The organism is Luteimonas sp. FCS-9 (genome assembly GCF_001014645.1).
Classification (GTDB): domain Bacteria; phylum Pseudomonadota; class Gammaproteobacteria; order Xanthomonadales; family Xanthomonadaceae; genus Luteimonas.
The window spans coordinates 57,436-74,632 of sequence record NZ_LASZ01000010.1 but is presented as its reverse complement, the minus strand read 5'-3'; the positions used below and the strand labels follow the sequence as shown (position 1 = coordinate 74,632).

The 17,197-nt window shown below is 72.4% G+C and carries 17 protein-coding genes; 11 read left to right on the top strand and 6 right to left on the bottom strand.

What is annotated here, in order from left to right; translation table 11 throughout:
• Positions 1-4: 4 nt before the first annotated feature.
• The gene (locus WQ56_RS10410; protein WP_052772960.1) at positions 5-1,144 is read left to right on the top strand and encodes a PepSY-associated TM helix domain-containing protein; all 1,140 of its coding nucleotides are present in this window, start codon (positions 5-7) and stop codon (positions 1,142-1,144) included.
• 220 nt (positions 1,145-1,364) lie between these two features.
• A complete protein-coding gene (galE, locus tag WQ56_RS10405) occupies positions 1,365-2,342 on the top strand; it encodes a UDP-glucose 4-epimerase GalE (RefSeq protein ID WP_047137045.1) in 978 nt (325 codons plus the stop codon).
• Between the two features lie 4 nt (positions 2,343-2,346).
• Here the strand turns inward: galE and WQ56_RS10400 are convergent, their stop codons facing one another.
• Positions 2,347-2,583 (bottom strand): hypothetical protein, encoded by a 237-nt coding sequence (locus tag WQ56_RS10400; RefSeq protein ID WP_156170502.1) that lies wholly within the window; start codon positions 2,581-2,583, stop codon positions 2,347-2,349.
• A 64-nt stretch (positions 2,584-2,647) separates the two neighbouring features.
• Here WQ56_RS10400 and WQ56_RS18130 point away from each other — a divergent pair, with 64 nt between their 5' ends.
• Both WQ56_RS18130 and WQ56_RS18125 read left to right on the top strand, forming a co-directional pair.
• Positions 2,648-2,938, top strand: a complete 291-nt coding sequence (locus tag WQ56_RS18130) for a PepSY-associated TM helix domain-containing protein (protein ID WP_082132339.1) — start codon at positions 2,648-2,650, stop codon at positions 2,936-2,938.
• A 223-nt stretch (positions 2,939-3,161) separates the two neighbouring features.
• Positions 3,162-3,638, top strand: a complete 477-nt coding sequence (locus WQ56_RS18125; protein ID WP_197076476.1) for a beta/gamma crystallin-related protein — start codon at positions 3,162-3,164, stop codon at positions 3,636-3,638.
• Positions 3,639-3,665: 27 nt separating this feature from the next.
• Here WQ56_RS18125 and WQ56_RS10385 read toward each other — a convergent pair whose 3' ends face one another.
• Positions 3,666-4,688: a glycosyltransferase gene (locus tag WQ56_RS10385; RefSeq protein ID WP_047137042.1), complete on the bottom strand. Its 1,023-nt coding sequence runs from the start codon at positions 4,686-4,688 to the stop codon at positions 3,666-3,668.
• A 57-nt stretch (positions 4,689-4,745) separates the two neighbouring features.
• On the opposite strand from WQ56_RS10385, the gene WQ56_RS10380 reads away from it, so the two are divergent.
• Positions 4,746-5,501 carry a glycosyltransferase family 2 protein gene (locus WQ56_RS10380; protein WP_047137041.1) on the top strand — a complete coding sequence of 252 codons (756 nt, stop codon included), beginning with the start codon at positions 4,746-4,748 and terminating at the stop codon, positions 5,499-5,501.
• Positions 5,502-5,618: 117 nt separating this feature from the next.
• On the opposite strand, the gene WQ56_RS10375 is transcribed toward WQ56_RS10380, so the two are convergent.
• The 4 genes from WQ56_RS10375 to def form a co-directional block, all read right to left on the bottom strand.
• Positions 5,619-6,452 carry a glycosyltransferase family 2 protein gene (locus tag WQ56_RS10375; RefSeq protein ID WP_047137040.1) on the bottom strand — a complete coding sequence of 278 codons (834 nt, stop codon included), beginning with the start codon at positions 6,450-6,452 and terminating at the stop codon, positions 5,619-5,621.
• A 23-nt stretch (positions 6,453-6,475) separates the two neighbouring features.
• Complete coding sequence (gene rsmB / locus WQ56_RS10370) at positions 6,476-7,768, bottom strand: 16S rRNA (cytosine(967)-C(5))-methyltransferase RsmB (protein WP_231583395.1); 1,293 nt, start codon at positions 7,766-7,768, stop codon at positions 6,476-6,478.
• Between the two features lie 7 nt (positions 7,769-7,775).
• The gene (gene fmt / locus WQ56_RS10365; RefSeq protein ID WP_047137038.1) at positions 7,776-8,720 is read right to left on the bottom strand and encodes a methionyl-tRNA formyltransferase; all 945 of its coding nucleotides are present in this window, start codon (positions 8,718-8,720) and stop codon (positions 7,776-7,778) included.
• 96 nt (positions 8,721-8,816) lie between these two features.
• The gene (gene def, locus WQ56_RS10360; RefSeq protein WP_047137037.1) at positions 8,817-9,332 is read right to left on the bottom strand and encodes a peptide deformylase; all 516 of its coding nucleotides are present in this window, start codon (positions 9,330-9,332) and stop codon (positions 8,817-8,819) included.
• 141 nt (positions 9,333-9,473) lie between these two features.
• Between def and WQ56_RS10355 the strand changes: the two genes are divergently transcribed.
• The 6 genes from WQ56_RS10355 (at position 9,474) to WQ56_RS10330 (ending at position 16,991) form a co-directional block, all read left to right on the top strand.
• Positions 9,474-10,628, top strand: a complete 1,155-nt coding sequence (locus WQ56_RS10355; protein ID WP_047137036.1) for a LysM domain-containing protein — start codon at positions 9,474-9,476, stop codon at positions 10,626-10,628.
• 90 nt (positions 10,629-10,718) lie between these two features.
• Positions 10,719-11,864, top strand: a complete 1,146-nt coding sequence (gene dprA, locus WQ56_RS10350; protein ID WP_047137035.1) for a DNA-processing protein DprA — start codon at positions 10,719-10,721, stop codon at positions 11,862-11,864.
• A 33-nt stretch (positions 11,865-11,897) separates the two neighbouring features.
• Positions 11,898-12,371 (top strand): DUF494 family protein, encoded by a 474-nt coding sequence (locus WQ56_RS10345; protein WP_047137034.1) that lies wholly within the window; start codon positions 11,898-11,900, stop codon positions 12,369-12,371.
• A 362-nt stretch (positions 12,372-12,733) separates the two neighbouring features.
• The gene (locus tag WQ56_RS10340) at positions 12,734-13,702 is read left to right on the top strand and encodes an RDD family protein (RefSeq protein WP_047137033.1); all 969 of its coding nucleotides are present in this window, start codon (positions 12,734-12,736) and stop codon (positions 13,700-13,702) included.
• A gap of 147 nt (positions 13,703-13,849) precedes the next feature.
• Positions 13,850-16,402 (top strand): DNA topoisomerase I, encoded by a 2,553-nt coding sequence (locus WQ56_RS10335; protein ID WP_047137101.1) that lies wholly within the window; start codon positions 13,850-13,852, stop codon positions 16,400-16,402.
• Positions 16,403-16,421: 19 nt separating this feature from the next.
• Complete coding sequence (locus tag WQ56_RS10330) at positions 16,422-16,991, top strand: Sua5/YciO/YrdC/YwlC family protein (RefSeq protein ID WP_047137032.1); 570 nt, start codon at positions 16,422-16,424, stop codon at positions 16,989-16,991.
• Positions 16,992-17,197: the final 206 nt, after the last annotated feature.

Here is a 17,197-nt window from a genome sequence, read left to right as displayed (position 1 = left end):
ACCGATGCACGCCGACGCGTCCGCCTGCCGCCAGCGCCCGCCCGCCGCCGCCGCGAAGAAGACCGGTGGCCGCCGGCTGTGGTTCGACCTGCACAGCTGGGTCGGGCTCAAGCTGTCGCTGCTGATGGGCTTCGTGTGCCTGACCGGCACGCTGGCGACGGTGTCGCAGGAGATCGACTGGCTGGTGTTCCCCGAGGCGCGGGTGCCGCCGCCCACGCAGCACGCGAGCTGGGGCACGCTGGTCGCCGGGGTGCAGCGCGCCTATCCGGCGTGGACGCTCGAATCGCTGGCTGCGCCGCACGCCTCGCGCTTCGCCGCCCGCGCGGTGATGCGCCTGCCCGACGGCCGGCGCCGCTTCGTCTGGATCGATCCGGGCAGCGGCCGCGTGACCGGCGATACCCCCTGGTTCAACGCCCAGCGGATCCTGCGCAACACCCATCGCCACCTGATGCTGCCGCTGAAGATCGGCGTGCCGCTGGTGGCGGCGCTGTCGATGCCGCTGTTGCTGTCGCTGGTCAGCAGCCTGGTCATCTACAAGCGCTGGTGGCGCGGGTTCGGGACCTGGCCGCGCGGCGACCGGCCGCGGCGACTGTGGGGCGACGTGCACCGGCTGGCCGGTGTCTGGAGCCTGTGGTTCGTCGCGCTGATCGGCCTGACCGGCGGCTGGTACCTGGTCGAATCGCTGGGCGGCGGCGCCGGACCGGCGGCGAAGATCGCGCTGCCCGGCGACGACGCGACCGTGGGCCCGGCCGATCCGGCCGCGATCGACCGCGCGATCGCCGAGGCGGCGCGGCGCTGGCCGCAGCTGCGCATCCGCGGCGTGCACGACGTCTCGTCCTCGGCGCTGCTGGTCGACGGCCAGGCCCAGGCCTGGCTGGTGCGCGACCGCGCGAACGCGATCGGCTTCGACCTGCGCGACGGCACAGTCGCCGGCCTGCGCGACGGCCGCGACATGGGGCTGCACCAGCGCATCGCCGAACTGGCCGACCCGCTGCACTTCGGCACGTTCGGCGGCTGGCCGGTGCGCTGGCTGTGGTGCGCGTTCGGCGCGATGCTGACCGCGCTGTGCGCGACCGGCGTCTACCTCTACGGCCTGCGCGTGGCCGACGCGTTGCGCTCGGCGCAGCGCCGGCGGCCAACATGAGGCCGGCCGGCCCCTGGCGGCTGGCCTGGCGCGGCATGGGCCGCTGGCGCTGGGCCTGGCTGGCGCTGCTCGCGCTGTGGGCCGCGCTGCTGTCGATTGCACTGCGCGGCTGAGGTTCGGCACCCGCGGCCACGCGGCCCCGACATCGGCGCGCCTAGCGTCGCCGATACCGCCCGGCAGCCGCCCCGTCCGGACGTCCCTTCGTCCGGAGCGCCACCCGATGTCGATCCTGATCTGCGGCGGCGCCGGCTACATCGGCAGCCACATGGCCAAATGGCTCCACGCGCGCGGCACTGCGGTCACGATCCTCGACAACCTGTCGACCGGCCACCGCGAGGCCGCGCGCTACGGCCGGCTGGTCGAAGCCGACCTGCTCGAGCCCGCCGCGCTGGACGCAGTGTTCGAGGCCGGGCCGTTCGACGCGGTGATGCACTTCTGCGCGCGTTCGCTGGTGGGCGAGTCGGTGCGCCTGCCGCTCGACTACTACGACAACAACGTCGTCGGCACGCTCAACCTGCTGCGTGCGATGCGGCGCCACGGCGTCGGGCGGCTGGTGTTCTCGTCGACGGCCGCGGTGTTCGGCGAGCCGGTGCGCGACCGGATCGACGAATCCCACCCCACCGCGCCGATCAATCCCTACGGCGCCAGCAAGCTGATGGTCGAGCGCATGCTGCGCGACGTGGCCGACGCGCACGGGCTGCGCTCGGTCGCGTTGCGCTACTTCAACGCCGCCGGCGCCAGCCCCGACGGCGCGATCGGCGAGGGGCACGCGCCCGAGACCCATCTGATCCCCAACGCGATCGCCGCCGCCCGCGGCGACGGAGGCCGCCTGCGCATCTTCGGCGACGACTGGCCCACGCCCGACGGCACCTGCGTGCGCGACTACATCCACGTCGACGACCTGGCCCAGGCGCACTGGCGGGCCCTGGGCTACATGGAAACGCACGCCGGCGCACACGCGTTCAACCTCGGCAACGGCCAGGGCTTCTCGGTGCGCGAGGTCGTGGCGGCCGTCGAGCGCGTCGGCGGCCGCCCGGTACCGGTCGACATCGCCCCGCGCCGGGCCGGCGACCCCGCGGTGCTCGTGGCCGCCAGCGACCTGGCACGCCGCGAACTGGGCTGGCGGCCCGACTACACCCGGCTCGACGACATCGTCGCCACCGCATGGCGCTGGCACGACGGCGCGGGCACCGCCTGACGCCTCAGCGCCGGCGCGCGCGCAGGAAATGACCGAGCATGCCCAGCCCGTGCTCGATGCGCTTGGTCAGCGGGACCGGCGCACGGAACAGCAGCCAGAGGTAGGCGCGCAGCTCCCAGAACGTCGGCGCCGGCTTGGTGCGGAACTCGGCCTTGGCCATGCGCAGCCAGCGCGGCGTGATCCCGGCCTGGCGCCGGTAGAACTCGAGCATGCGCTCGCTGCCGATCACGTGCCGGTACACCCGCAGCGCGAGGGACCGAACGACTTGAGCGCGTTGCTGCCGTGCTCGCGGTGGCCGACCAGCTCTGGCGAGCCGTCGCGCGAGCCGTCGTCGACGATCACGATCTCCAGCGCGGCTTCGGTCTGCGCGACGACACGGTCGCCGACCTGCGCGACGGCCGCGACATGGGGCTGCAAAGCGCATCGCCGAATTGGCCGACCCGCTGCACTTCGGCACGTTCGGCGGCTGGCCGGTGCGCTGGCTGTGGTGCGCGTTCGGCGCGATGCTGACCGCGCTGTGCGCGACCGGCGTCTACCTCTACGGCCTGCGCGCGGCCGACGCGTTGCGCTCGGCGCAGCGCCGGCGGCCGGCATGAGGCCGGCCCCTGGCGGCTGGCCTGGCGCGATATGGGACGCTGGCGTGGGGCGTGGGGCGTGGCTGGCGTTGTGGCTGGCGCTGCTGGCAGACGCCTTGCGGAAGGTGTAACAGACGCCGACCGCGGCACATCAGGCAGGCGCTCGTGTCGGATTCGGCCAGCCATTCTTCAGCTGTGCGTGGCTACGGTGTGCTCGCCCGACACCACATCCCAAGGACCCATCATGTCAGCAAGTCTCCGCACCGCACTTGTACTTGCAGCGCTGTCCCTTGCCGGTACGGGCACCGCTCAGGCGTTTCATGATGACGATCGGTACGGATACGACGATCGCCACGTGTATGACGATCGAGACGAGCGGTGGGCTCGCCGCGAACGTAACGATCGAGACGAGCGTTGGGGACGCGGACGCCGCGACGCGCGTTCCGACCGCTACGGCCCGTCGATCACGGTGTACGAACACGCCGATTTCAAAGGCCGCGTGCAGTCGTTCAGCCAAGGCATTCGCGATATGCGAAGTGTCGGCATGAACGACATGATCAGCTCGGTCGAGGTGCGCGGCGCATGGGAAGTCTGCGAGCACGCAGATTTCCGCGGCCGCTGCGAAATCATCAATCGGGATGTGCGCAATTTCGAACGCATGCGCATGAACGATCAGATCTCGTCACTACGGCCCGTCGAGTCTCGCCGAGGCGGTCGGTAACCCGTCCTCGCCGCCCCCGATCTCACCTCATCGACGCACGGCGTCGGCAATCGCCAGGCATTGCGGTACCAGCGTGTTGCGGAAGCGCGCGTCGCGTTCCAGGAAGCGTCGACGCGCGCCAGCGCCCCGACGTGCCAGCTCGGCGTCGTCGAATGTCAGTGCGCGGGTAACCCCTGCTTCGATCGCAGCGACGTCGACGATGAACCGTTCGACCAGCCCTTCGGGAATGCGCGCGCTCGGCGTGAGCAATACGCCGTCATCGGCCGACACCAACTCGTTCATCGGTGCGCCATCTGTCGTCAGCACGACGGCGCCGACGGACATCGCCTCGTTGAGATAATGCCCGAAGCCTTCCATCTCGGACGGACACAGGTGGAAGAGGCTCGCGTTCTGTAGCTGCCGCAGTTCGTCCGCCCCCAGGTACTCGAGCCGGTGCGAGACATTCGCACGCGCCATCCGCCTGACTGCGGTCTTGGGGTTCTGCACGACCACCAGCTCCGGCCATTCGGGGTGCCGCTCCCAGGCGTCGAGTACCACCTGAGTCCCCTTCGCGCTGCTCCGACCGGCCAGGTGGAAGAATTGACGCACACGGGCGACCCCGGGGTCGAACACATCGTCGCTGGTGAATCCGATCTCGCGCACCTCGCTGCCCAAGGCCGCGAAGGCGTGTGCGCCATGCTGGGTCTTGCACAGCACCGCATCGAATCGCGGCAGAAACTTCTGCCAGGCGGGCTGGAACCACTCGGGATTGGGGATCAGCAGATTGCAATCTGCCAACGACAGGAACCGGTGATACACGCGTTCGAGGAAGATCTGCATATCCACGCGCCGGCCCAGTGCATGCCGGACACGGTGTCCGATCTCCATGCAGCGATCCAGGGCCCGGTTGCCACCATAGGCAACGACCTCCACCGCATGCCCGGCGTCACGGAACAAGGCCGCGACCAGCGCCATATCCCGGCTGAGTCCGACACCGTTGTCGCGGGAAATGATGCGGATGTTCGCCATGCCCTGCCGGTTCACTGAGAATCGAATCGAGACAGGATGCATGATGTGTCCCGGCAATGCGATTCTAGGCAATCGCGCTTACCCCGACGTGCCTGCCCTATGTCCGCCCCCCTTCCTCTCTCCGGCGTCGTCATCACCCGCAACGAGGCCGATCGCATCGGCCGCTGCCTCGACTCGATGCGTGGGCTGTGCGCCGAACTGCTGGTCGTCGACTCGGGCTCGACCGACGACACGGTCGCGGTCGCCACCGCGCACGGCGCGCGCGTGGTGCACCAGGACTGGCTGGGCTACGCCGCGCAGAAGACCTTCGCCAACACGCTGGCCGCGCATGACTGGCTGCTGCTGCTCGATGCCGACGAATGGCTCTCGCCCGGCACCGCCGACGCGATCCGGGCGCTGTTTTCCGACGGGCGCGTCGAGCAGGCCGATGCCTGGCTGCTGACCCGCCGCAACCGGTTCCTCGGCCACCGCCTGCGCGGCGGTGAGCCGATGGAGCGACTGGTGCGCGCGGGCTGGCGCTACCTGCCCTCGCAGGTGCACGAGCGGCCCGACCTCGCGGGCAAGACGGTGCGCGCGCTCGATGCCGACTTCGAGCACGACACCTCGCGCAGCCATGCCGAGCACGTCGCCAAGCTGTCGCGCTACGCGCAGCTGTGGGCGCAGCAGCGCGCCGAGGCCGGCAAGCGCGCCGGCGCGCTCGATGGCCCGCTGCATGCCGCCGCCTACCTGCTCAAGCAGTACCTGCTGCGCGGCGCGTTCGTCGACGGCGCGGCCGGCTGGCGCTTCCACTGCGCCCAGGCCGGCTACGTGCTCGAGAAGTACCGCCGGCTGCGCGCGCTGTCGCGGAACCTGTAGGCGCGCGCTCGCGCGCGACGGGCTTCACCGGGAACGCCCATCGCGCGCAAGCGCGCTCCTACACGGCCCCCGCCGGGACGCGGCCGTGCGTCCGGAGCGGAGCGGTCAGGGCTTCGGTCAGGCCTTCGGCCCGTGCACCAGCCCATGCTCGGTCCACGTCAGCCGCCCGGCCTTCACCGCGTCGCGGATCGCCTGGTTGGCGGCCTTCATCTCCGGCTTGACGTAGCCGCGCGCGTGGTCGAGGTGCACGCACACCGCCGAGAAACGGATCTGCTTGCCGGTCACGCCGGCATTCGCCAGCCGCTCGCCCAGTTCGAGGTCCTCGCCGCCGTAGGTCATGCGCTCGTCGAAACCGTTGACGCGCACCAGGTCGGCCTTCCAGCCCGAGGCGTTGTTGCCGGCCCAGCGCGGCGGCGTCGGCGTGACCGCGTTGAGCAGCCGCTCGCGCCAGCCCGGCCGCGCCCACAGCTTGAGAGAGCGCTTGTTGCGCGGCAGGCCGTTGGCCTTGAGCCAGCCCGGGTCGGCATGCAGCCCGCGGGCGATGACGTCGCGGTCGATCTTCAGGCTCAGGTCCATCGGCAGCTTGCAGTAGCCGCCGCCCAAGTAGCGGCCCGGCTCGCGCAGGCGCAGGTGCTGGGACACGAAGTCGGCGCGCGGCACGCAGTCGCCGTCGGAAAAGATCAGGTAGTCGGACCGCGCCGCCTCGATGCCGCGGTTGAGGATCGTGCATTTGCGGAAGCCCGCGTCCTCGTGCCAGACGTGGCGCAGCGGATAGGGCAGCGTCGGCGCCATCGCCTCGAGCATCTCGCGCGTCGCCGGGCCGGAGCCGTCGTCGGCGACGATCAGCTCGAAATCCGTCCGGTCCTGCTGCGCGTAGCCCCACAGGCAGCGCTGCAGCCAGTCGGTGTTGTTGTACGTGCTGATGATCAGGCTGGCGGCGGGCGTCTGCATGCCGGCGATTCTAGCCGTCCAGGTCAGCGCCGGCGGCGCAGCCGCGCGTAGAAGAAGCCGTCCATGCCGTCCTCGCCGGGCAGGCGCTGGTGGCCGGCGCCGGTGTCGCGGCCGAAGCGCGCGTCGAGCGGCGCCACCGCGAAGTCCGGATGGCGGGCGAGGAAGGCCTCGACCTGCGCGGCATTCTCGCGGCGCAGGATGGAGCAGGTCGCGTACAGCAGCACGCCGCCCGGTGCGACCGTCGGCGCCAGCGCATCGAGCAGGCGCGCCTGCAGCGCGGTCAGCGCCTCGAGGTCGGACGCGCGCCGGTGCAGCAGCACGTCGGGCTGGCGGCGCACGACGCCGGTCGCCGAGCACGGCGCGTCGAGCAGCACCGCGTCGAACGGCGTGCCGTCCCACCAGCGGCCGACCTCGAGCGCATCGACGGCGCGCAGCGTGGCCTGGCCGCCCACGCCCAGGCGTTCGAAGGTCGCGGCGATCCGCGCCACGCGCGGCGCGGCGACGTCGAGCGCGGTCAGCCGCAGCGCCGGATCGCGCTCGAGCAGGTGCGCGCTCTTGCCGCCCGGCGCGGCGCAGGCGTCGAGCACGCGTGCGCCCGGGGCCGGTGCCAGCGCGGCGGCGACCTGCTGCGCGGAGCCGTCCTGCACCGAGAACAGCCCGTCGGCGAAACCGGGCAACGCGGCGACCGCGAACGGCGTGTCGACCCGCAGCGCGTCGGGCAGCGCAGGATGCGCGACCGCCTCGACGCCTGCGTCGGCGAGCGCGGCGATGCAGGCCGCGGGCGTGCTGCGCCGGCGATTGACCCGCAGCCAGGTCGGGGCCTGCGACGCGCTGGCATCGAGGATCGCTTCCCAGGCATCCGGCCAGTCCTCGCGCACCTGCGCCAGCAGCCACGCCGGCCAGCCGTCGCCCGGCGCCGGCGGCGGCAGGCCGTCGCGCTGGGCGCGGCGCAGCAGCGCGTTGACGAGCCCGGCCTGGTGGCTGCGGCCCATCGCGCGCGCGGCGTCGACGGTCGCCGACAGCGCGGCGTGCGCCGGCAGGCCGAGCGGGTCGAGCTGGGCGAAGCCGACATGCAGCAACGCGCGCAGCGCGGCATCGCGCCGCGGCAGCGGGCGCGGCATCCACGCCGCGAGCGCGCGGTCGTAACGGGCGGCCCCGCGCAGCGCGCCGAAGCAGATCGCCTCGAGCAGCGCGCGGTCGCGCGGGTCGGCGAGCGCCGGCAGCGCGGTGGCCAGCGCGGCCTTCAGCGAGGTGCCGCGGTGCGCGACCGCGTCGAGCACCTGCGCGGCCTGCACCCGCACCGCGGCGCCGGGCACGCCCACGTCAGCCCGGCCCCGCCGGCGCGCCGGTCAGCGACTTGAGGTCCTGGCGGGCGTTGAGGTAGTCGGCCGCGGCGACGACCTTGCCGCCGGCGCGCTGCAGCCGCAGCACGCGCAGCGCGCCGTCGCCGCAGGCGATGTCCAGCCCGTCGCGGCCGGCCGTCAGCAGCGTGCCCGGCGCGCGGTCGTGGTCGAGCGCCAGCGCCTGCGCCGCGTGCACGCGCACGCGCTCGCCGGCGAGTTCGGCCTCGGCGACCGGCCAGGGGTCGAACGCGCGCACGGTGTCGGCCAGGACGCGCGCCGGTCGCGTCCAGTCCAGCCGCGCCTCGGCCTTGTCGAGCTTGCGGGCGTAGGTGGCCCCGGCCTCGGCCTGAGCCTCGGGCACCGGGCGGATGCCGGCACGCAACAGCCCCAGGCCGTCGGCCAGGACCTGCGCGCCGAGCTCGGCCAGCCGGTCGTGCAGGCGGCCGCCGGTGTCGTCGGGGGCGATCGGCGTCGACTGCCGCAGCAGCACCGGCCCGGTGTCCAGGCCCTTCTCCATCTGCATCAGGCACACGCCGGTCTGGGCGTCGCCGGCCTGGATCGCGCGCTGGATCGGCGCGGCGCCGCGCCAGCGCGGCAGCAGCGAGGCGTGCACGTTCCAGCAGCCCAGACGCGGGATGTCGAGCACCGCCTGCGGCAGCAGCAGGCCGTAGGCGACGACGATCATCAGGTCGGGCTCGAGCGCGCGCAGCGCGTCGAGCACCTCGGCGCCGCGCAGCCGCTCGGGCTGGCGCACCACCAGCCCGCGGTCGAGCGCCGCCTGCTTGACCGGCGAGGCGGCCAGCGCGCGCCCGCGCCCGGCCGGCCGGTCGGGCTGGGTGTACACGGCCACGACCTCGCGGCGCGCATCGGCGGCGAGCAGCGACGGCACGGCGAAATCCGGGGTTCCGGCGAAGACGAGTCTCATGGGACGGGAATGGGGATTCGGGGTTCGGGAATCGGAACGGCGGGCTCGGAGAACGGGTGACGGATCCGGCGCGCTGCCAATCCCCATCCCGACGTCCTATTCCCGGCCTTTCCGCAGCTTCTCGAGCTTCTTCAGCGCGCGGTCGCGCTTGAGCGGCGAGAGATAGTCGATGAACAGCTTGCCGTCGAGGTGGTCGATCTCGTGCTGCACGCAGGTCGCCAGCAGGCCGTCCACGGTCAGTTCGAACGGCTTGCCGTGGCGGTCGAAGGCCTCGACGACGATGCCGTCGGCGCGGGTCACGTCGGCGAACACACCGGGGATCGACAGGCAACCCTCGGTGTGCACGCGCAGGTCGGCCGAGCGATCGCGGATCGTGGGATTGACGAACACCAGCGGCTGGTCGCGCGTCTCGGTGACGTCGATGACCATGAAGCGCTCGTAGGTGTCGACCTGGGTCGAGGCCAGCCCGATGCCCGGCGCCTCGTACATGGTCTGGAACATGTCGTCGAGCAGCCGCTGGAACGCCGGATCGGCGAAACGCGCGTCGGGCACGGGCGCGGCGACCTTGCGCAGGCCGTTGTCTGGGTATTCGAGGATCGGGAGCAGGGCCATGGATTCGACGGCGTGGGCGGCCGGGGCCGCAGGCGGAGCCGCTCATTGTAACGCGCTGCGCAGTTGCTTCCGTTTCGCGGTTTCAGGCTATATTGCGGCGCTGCAAGGGGAGAAACCCAAGGGGAGCTGTAGATGGCCGGCATGCTTCGACGCCTTTCCGGATCGCTCCGCACGGTGTGTGCCGTCGCGCTGCTGACCGTGACCACGTATGCCGCGGCCCAGCAGCTGCGCGGCGACCATCCCGATACCTACGTCGTGGTGCGCGGCGACACGCTGTGGGACATCGCCGGCCGCTTCCTCGACCGCCCGTGGCTGTGGCCGGAGATCTGGCAGGCCAATCCGCAGATCGCCAACCCGCACCTGATCTATCCCGGCGACGTCATCAGCCTGGCCTACCTGGACCGGGTGACGGCGACGGTGCGCCCGGGCCCGCGCGCGACCGCCCAGGCGCCGGTCGACGCGGTTTCGCTGTCGGACATCGAGCCGTTCCTGAAGAACCGCAGCATCGTCTACGACTTCGACCACCTGCCCTACGTGCTCGGCAGCGAGGGCACGCGGCTGCGCGGCAGCATCGACCGCGACATCTACGTCAAGGGGCTGGAAGGCGCGCTGCCCGGCCAGCGCTACGCGGTGCAGCGGCCGGCGACCGAGTTCTACGGCGCCCGCCGCGCGCGCGACCTGAACTTCCGCGGCAAGCGCGTGGCCGGCGAGAGCCACCTGTGGCGGCAGACGCTGCCGCGCCTGCGCGGCCAGGATGCGTTCCTGGGCGTGGAGATGGTCCAGCTGGGCGTGGGCACCGTGGTCTCGGGGCCCACGACCGATACCGACACCACGACGATCGCCCTCGACGGCGGCGGCTTCGAGGCGCGCCCGGGCGACCGCGTCGTGCCGGTCGACCCGCAGCCCTACGACCTGCAGTTCTTCCCGCATGCGCCGGTCGCCGACGCGATCGCCGCCGACGCGCAGGTGCTCGCGGTCGCCGACACGCTGATCACCGGCGGCCCGCGCGACGTGATCGCGATCTCGGCCGGCCGCGCCTCGGGCGTCGACAACGGCACCGTGTTCTCGATCTGGAACAGCGGCGACCACGTCGTCGACCGCGTCCGCCATCCCAACACCTCGCGCATCGACGCCGCGCCCGACCGCGGCTCGCGGCGCGACCGCCTGCCCGACGAGTACGCCGCGCACGCGATGGTGTTCCGCACCTTCGACCACGTCAGCTATGCGCTGATCATGGAAGGCACCAGGCCGATCCAGGTCGGCGACCGCCTCAAGCACCCCGACGCGACCTACTGAGCGCGGGGCTCGCGCGGCGCGGGCGTTCCCGACGCGTCCGCGGGGCATGCGCCGACGGTCGCCGGCGCGGGGCGCGCCTAGCCTCGCGGAATGCCCGACACCGCCCAGACCGACCTCGACGCCCTGCTGCGCCTCGTCCACGCCGCCGGCCCGCTGGCGCCGCGGCGCCGCCTGCTCGAACGCCATCCCGGCCCGGCCGCCGCGCTGGCCGCCGGCCACGACGCCTGGCGCGAGGCCGGCCTCGACGCGACGCAGCGCGCGGCGCTGCGCGCGCCCGATCCGGCACGCCACCGCTCGCAGGCCTGGCTGGCCGCCGCGCCCGGGCGCCACCTCGTGGGCTGGCACGACCCCGACTACCCGGCCCTGCTGCGGCGCATGTCCGGCCCGCCGCTGGCGCTGTTCGTCGACGGCGACCCGCTGCTGCTGTGGCGTGCGGGGGTCGCCGTGGTCGGCAGCCGGGCCCCGACCGCCGGCGGCCTGGCGAGCGCGACCGGCTTCGCCCGGCGGTTCGCCGCGCAGGGCCTGGCGGTGTTCAGCGGCCTCGCCGGCGGGATCGACGCCGCCGCGCACCTGGGCGCACTCGAGGCTGGCGGCATCACGGTCGCGGTGCTGGGCAGCGGCATCGACGTGCCCTACCCGCGCTGCAATGCCGGCCTGTACGCGCGCATCGCCGCCGAGGGGGCCGTGGTCAGCGAATATCCGCCCGGGACCCCGGCGCGCCGCGCGCAGTTCCCCAGCCGCAACCGCATCGTCGCCGGGCTCGCGCTCGGCACGCTGGTGGTCGAGGCCGCCTACCGGTCGGGCGCGCTGATCACCGCCCGGCTCGCCGGCGAAGCCGGCCGCGAGGTGTTCGCGGTCCCCGGCTCGATCCGCAACCCGATGGCCCGCGGCTGCCACCGCCTGCTGCGCGACGGGGCGATGCTGGTCGAATCCCCCGACGAGGCGGCCGCCGCGCTGGGCCCGGCCGCCGCCGGCCTGGCCGACGCCTTGCGCGGGCGCCTGGCCGCCCCCATCCAGGGCGGGCAGGAGGACGGGGCAACCGCCGTCCCGTCCGCATCGTCCGCCGATCCCGACTACAACCGCTTGTGGCAGGCGCTGGGCCACGACCCAAGCGGTATGGATGAACTGATCGCCCGCACCGGATTGACGGTCGCCCGTGCGTCGGCCATGCTCCTGGCCATGGAGCTGGATGGACGCATCGACGTCGCGCACGGTCGCTATTGCCGAAAGTCCTGAATCACGCGTCCTTGGGGACGCAGGCCGGGGGAAATGAAAGAAAGCATCCTGGATGTCCTGCTCTACCTGTTCGAGCACTACTTCACCGAGGACGCGGACCTGGTCCGCGACCGCGATTCGCTGCAGAGCGGCCTGCTGCAGGCCGGGTTCAGCCCGGCGGAGACCAGCAAGGCCTTCGACTGGCTCGACGCGCTGGCCGACCAGCGCCCGGCCGTTTCCGAGGTCCGCGCGAACGGGCCGACCCGCGTGTACTCCGCGCCCGAGCTCGACCGTCTCGATGTCGAGTGCCGCGGCTTCCTGCTGTTCCTCGAGCAGCACGGCGTGCTCGACGCCGACCAGCGGGAGCTGGTGCTCGACCGCGTGATGGCGCTCGACCAGGACGAGCTCGACCTCGACGACCTGAAATGGGTCGTGCTGATGGTGCTGTTCAACCAGCCAGGCAGCGAGGCGGCTTACGCCTGGATGGAGACGCAGATGTTCGTCGACGAGCCCGAACCGGTGCACTGACCGCAGGGACGACCGCCACGGCCGCGTGCCGCGGCGGCACACGCACCGCACCGATCCGGCCCCGCGACGGGGACGAACCCGCGTCCGGCGGGTTAGCATGAACGCCACGACACCGGCGCGCGGTCGCGCAGGGGCCGGCGGGGCCGTCGCCTGCCGGGTTGCAGGGGCGCAGGGATGAACCGGTTCGCATGCCGCACCACGTCCGCGGGCCGGCCCATCGGGGCCGGCGCCGCCGTGGGCGCGTGCGCGATCGCCTGCCCGACGCGCCCGTACCGCCGCGCCTCCGCTGCCGGCCGTCGCACCGCACCTCCCGCCCCCCACCGCCGCACCCGGCGCCCGCTCCCCGCACAGGATTTCCACCGATGACCGACTGGTACTACGCCGACGCCACGCACACCCGCCAGGGGCCGATCCCGGCCGCCGAGTTGCTGCGCCTGTCCCAAGCGGGCCGCATCGACGACCGGACGCTGGTGTGGCGCGACGGATTGGCCGAGTGGGTCACGCTCGATGCGGTGCGCGGCGAACTCGACGGCGCGGGGGCCACCGCCCCGGCGGCGTCGGAGTGGACGCTCGAGGCGCTGGCACCCACGCCCCCGCCGGGGGCCGACGACGCGCCGCCCGCGCCCGGCGACGCCTGGCGCCCGGTCACCGAAAGCGCCGTCGCCGCGGTCCCCGCAGCGGGCGCGTCGGAGGCTTCGCCGTACGCACCGCCGACCGCACCGCTGGCCCGCGCCGACACCGTGGTGCACGGCGGCGAGGTGGTCTACGCGGGCTTCTGGAAACGCCTGGCGGCCTACTTCATCGACGCCATGGTCGTCGGCATGGCCAGCATGCTGGTCGCCGTCATCGTCGGCGGGTTCATCGGCGGCATCCTGTCCGTCAGCGGCGTGGCCGGGGATCTCGGCTTCGCGCTGATCCAGATCCTCGCCAACCTGCTCTCGCTCGCGGTCACCGCCGTCTACTACGCCTGGTTCCACGCGTCCAACGCGATGGCCACGCCGGGCAAGATGGCCGTCGGCATCAAGGTCGTGCGCACCAGCGGCGAGCGCATCTCGCTGCTGCGCGGCATCGGCCGCTACTTCGCGACGGTGCTCAGCGCGATGATCCTGATGATCGGCTTCCTGATGGCCGGCTTCACCCAGCGCAAGCAGGCGCTGCACGACATGGTCTGCGACACGCTCGTGGTCGACAAATGGGCGTTCACCGACCGGCCCGAGCTGCAGCGGCGCGAGCTCGGCACGGTGACGGTCGTCGTGCTGGCGATCTTCGGCGCGCTGTTCGGCCTGGCCCTGCTCGTCGTCCTGGCGGCCATCGGCTTCGCTGCCATGTGAACCCCCGCACCGCCGGTGCTTGACAGGCCTGCCCGGCCGTGATTCCACTATAAAAGCAACCGACCGCCCGGGGCCCGTCCCCGGGCGGCGTCGTCTTCACACTTTCGGGCCGCCGCGCTGGCGGCGCGCCCACGGATGTCGCCCACCATGGCCAAACACCTCCTCATCGTCGAGTCGCCCGCCAAGGCCAAGACGATCAACAAGTACCTCGGCAAGGACTTCCATGTCCTGGCGTCCTACGGCCACGTGCGCGACCTGATCCCGAAGGAAGGCGCGGTCGACCCGGCGCAGAACTTCGCGATGCGCTACGACCTGATCGACAAGAACGAGAAGCACGTCGAGGCGATCGCCAAGGCGGCCCGGGGTGTCGACGACATCTTCCTGGCGACCGACCCGGACCGCGAAGGCGAGGCGATCAGCTGGCACATCGCCGAGATCCTGAAGGAGCGCGGCCTGCTCGAGGACAAGAACCTGCAGCGCGTGGTGTTCACCGAGATCACGCCGCGCGCGATCAAGGAGGCCATCCAGAAGCCGCGCGCGATCGCGTCCGACCTGGTCGATGCCCAGCAGGCGCGTCGCGCGCTCGACTACCTCGTCGGCTTCAACCTGTCGCCGGTGCTGTGGCGCAAGGTGCAGCGCGGGCTGTCGGCCGGTCGCGTGCAGTCGCCGGCGCTGCGCATGATCGTCGAGCGCGAGGAGGAGATCGAGGCCTTCATCGCGCGCGAGTACTGGTCGATCGAGGCCGCCCTCGCCCACCCCTCGCAGCCGTTCAACGCACGCCTCACCAAGCTCGATGGGCAGAAGTTCGAGCAGTTCACCGTCACCGACGGCGACACCGCCGAGGCCGCACGCGCACGCATCCAGGCCGCCGCCCAGGGTGCGCTGCACGTCACCGACGTCGGCGCCAAGGAGCGCAAGCGTCGCCCGGCCGCGCCGTTCACCACGTCGACGCTGCAGCAGGAAGGCGCACGCAAGCTCGGCTTCACCACGCGCAAGACCATGCAGGTCGCGCAGAAGCTCTACGAGGGCGTGGCGATCGGCGACGAAGGCACGGTCGGCCTGATCACCTACATGCGTACCGACTCGGTGAGCCTGTCGCAGGACGCCCTGGGCGAGATCCGCGACGTCATCGCGCGGGACTACGGCACGTCCTCGCTGCCGGACAAGCCCAACGTCTACACCACCAAGTCCAAGAACGCCCAGGAAGCGCACGAGGCGGTGCGTCCGACGTCCGCGCTGCGCACGCCCGCGCAGGTCGCGCGCTTTCTCACCGACGACGAGCGCCGCCTGTACGAACTGATCTGGAAGCGCGCCGTCGCCTCGCAGATGATCCCGGCCACGCTCAACACCGTGTCGGTCGACCTGGCCGCCGGCAGCGAGCACAGCTTCCGCGCCAGCGGCACCACCGTCGTCGTGCCGGGCTTCCTGGCCGTGTACGAGGAAGGCAAGGACACCAAGGGCAAGGACGACGAGGACGAAGGCCGCAAGCTGCCGCAGATGAAGCCCGGCGACCGCGTGCCGCTGGACCGCATCATCGCCGAGCAGCACTTCACCCAGCCGCCGCCACGCTTCACCGAGGCCGCGCTGGTCAAGGCGCTCGAGGAGTACGGCATCGGCCGGCCGTCGACCTACGCCTCGATCATCCAGACGCTGCTGTTCCGCAAGTACGTCGAGATGGAGGGCCGCAGCTTCCGGCCCAGCGACGTCGGCCGCGCGGTGTCGAAGTTCCTGTCGAGCCACTTCACCCGCTACGTGGACTACGACTTCACCGCGCGGCTGGAGGACGACCTGGACGCGGTCAGCCGCGGCGAGGAGGACTGGATCCCGCTGATGGAGAAGTTCTGGGGCCCGTTCAAGGAACTGGTCGCCGAGAAGACCGAGTCGGTCGACCGCACCGAGGCCACCGGCGCGCGCGAGCTGGGCACCGACCCCAAGACCGGCAAGCCGGTCAGCGTGCGGCTGGGCCGCTTCGGGCCGTACGCGGCGATCGGCAGCACCGCCGAGGACGCCGAGGAGAAGCCCAAGTTCGCGTCGCTGCGTCCCGGCCAGAGCATGCACACGATCACGCTGGAGCAGGCGCTCGAGCTGTTCCTGATGCCGCGCATCCTCGGCGAGGACAAGGGCGAGCAGGTCAGCGTCGGCATCGGCCGCTTCGGGCCGTTCGCCAAGCGCGGCAGCACATACGCCTCGCTGAAGAAGGAGGACGACCCGTACAAGATCGACCTGGCGCGCGCGGTGTTCCTGGTCGAGGAGAAGGAGGAGATCGCGCGCAACCGGATCATCAAGTCCTTCGACGGCAGCGACATCCAGGTGCTCAACGGGCGCTTCGGGCCTTACATCAGCGACGGCAAGCTCAACGGCAAGATCCCGAAGGACCGCGAGCCCGCGTCGCTGACGTTCGACGAGGTGACGAAGCTGCTCGAGGAGACCGGCAAGCCGGTGCGCAAGGGCTTCGGCGCGAAGAAGGCCGCGGCCAAGAAGGTCGCTGCGAAGAAAGCGCCGGCCGAGAAGAAGACCACCGCGAAGAAGGCGCCTGCGAAGAAGGCCGCCAGCAAGACCGCGAAGAAAGCGACCAGGAAGGTCGCCAAGCGGACGGTCGCCGCGCCCGAGCCTGCGAAGTCGCTGCTGACGCCAGCCAAGGTCGCGCCCGGCAAGAAGCGCGTGGTCAAGGCCGCGGCCGACGACGCCGCACCGTTCTGACGCGCCCGCCGCGTCGCGCATGGCCGCCTCCGCGCGCCTGGACACCGCCGCCGCGGCCGCCGTGCTCGCGCGCGGCGGCGTCGTCGCCTACCCGACCGAGGGCGTGTGGGGCCTGGGCTGCGACCCCTTCGACGCCGGCGCGGTCCACCGCCTGCTCGACATCAAGCGGCGGCCGGTCGACAAGGGCGTGATCCTGGTCGCCGGTACGCCCGCGCAGCTCGCCGGCATCGTCGACTGGGCCGGCCTCGACGCCGGGCATCGCGATGCGGTGCTGGGCTCGTGGCCGGGGCCCAATACCTGGATCGTGCCGGCGCTGCCGACGGTGCCCGGCTGGCTGACCGGCGCCCACGCAGGCATCGCGGTGCGGGTCAGCGCGCACCCCGGCGTCGTCGCGCTGTGCGCGGCGTTCGGCGGGCCGCTGGTGTCGACCAGCGCGAACCTGTCGGGCGAGCCGGCGGTGCACGCGGCCGACGCGCTCGACCCGCGGCTGCTGGCCCGCATCGACGGCGTGGCGGCCGGCGAGACCGGCGCGCGGCGCGAGCCGTCGACGATCCGCGACGCCGCGACGGGCCGCGTGCTGCGCGGCTGAAGGCCCACCCACCGCCGGTTCCCGGGCGGCTGCGCCCGCGCCGATGGTTGCATCGGAAACGTCCCGGATCCGCGGCGCGGCGTGTTGCCGCACTGCACAAACTGTGCTCTATTCGGCTGCCCGGCGTGGACGCGTTGCGATGCAGTCCCCCCCGCGCTCCGATCCCCGCGCCGGCCCTGCTCCCTTGACCGGACGGCGATGACGAC

Coding starts and splice junctions, on each gene's coding strand:
- WQ56_RS10410 (WP_052772960.1), top strand. CDS start 5: ATGCACGCCGACGCGTCCGCCTGCCGCCAGCGCCCGCCCGCCGCCGCC.
- galE (WP_047137045.1), top strand. CDS start 1,365: ATGTCGATCCTGATCTGCGGCGGCGCCGGCTACATCGGCAGCCACATG.
- WQ56_RS18125 (WP_197076476.1), top strand. CDS start 3,162: ATGTCAGCAAGTCTCCGCACCGCACTTGTACTTGCAGCGCTGTCCCTT.
- WQ56_RS10385 (WP_047137042.1), bottom strand. CDS start 4,688: ATGCATCCTGTCTCGATTCGATTCTCAGTGAACCGGCAGGGCATGGCG.
- WQ56_RS10380 (WP_047137041.1), top strand. CDS start 4,746: ATGTCCGCCCCCCTTCCTCTCTCCGGCGTCGTCATCACCCGCAACGAG.
- WQ56_RS10375 (WP_047137040.1), bottom strand. CDS start 6,452: ATGCAGACGCCCGCCGCCAGCCTGATCATCAGCACGTACAACAACACC.
- fmt (WP_047137038.1), bottom strand. CDS start 8,720: ATGAGACTCGTCTTCGCCGGAACCCCGGATTTCGCCGTGCCGTCGCTG.
- def (WP_047137037.1), bottom strand. CDS start 9,332: ATGGCCCTGCTCCCGATCCTCGAATACCCAGACAACGGCCTGCGCAAG.
- WQ56_RS10355 (WP_047137036.1), top strand. CDS start 9,474: ATGCTTCGACGCCTTTCCGGATCGCTCCGCACGGTGTGTGCCGTCGCG.
- dprA (WP_047137035.1), top strand. CDS start 10,719: ATGCCCGACACCGCCCAGACCGACCTCGACGCCCTGCTGCGCCTCGTC.
- WQ56_RS10345 (WP_047137034.1), top strand. CDS start 11,898: ATGAAAGAAAGCATCCTGGATGTCCTGCTCTACCTGTTCGAGCACTAC.
- WQ56_RS10340 (WP_047137033.1), top strand. CDS start 12,734: ATGACCGACTGGTACTACGCCGACGCCACGCACACCCGCCAGGGGCCG.
- WQ56_RS10335 (WP_047137101.1), top strand. CDS start 13,850: ATGGCCAAACACCTCCTCATCGTCGAGTCGCCCGCCAAGGCCAAGACG.
- WQ56_RS10330 (WP_047137032.1), top strand. CDS start 16,422: ATGGCCGCCTCCGCGCGCCTGGACACCGCCGCCGCGGCCGCCGTGCTC.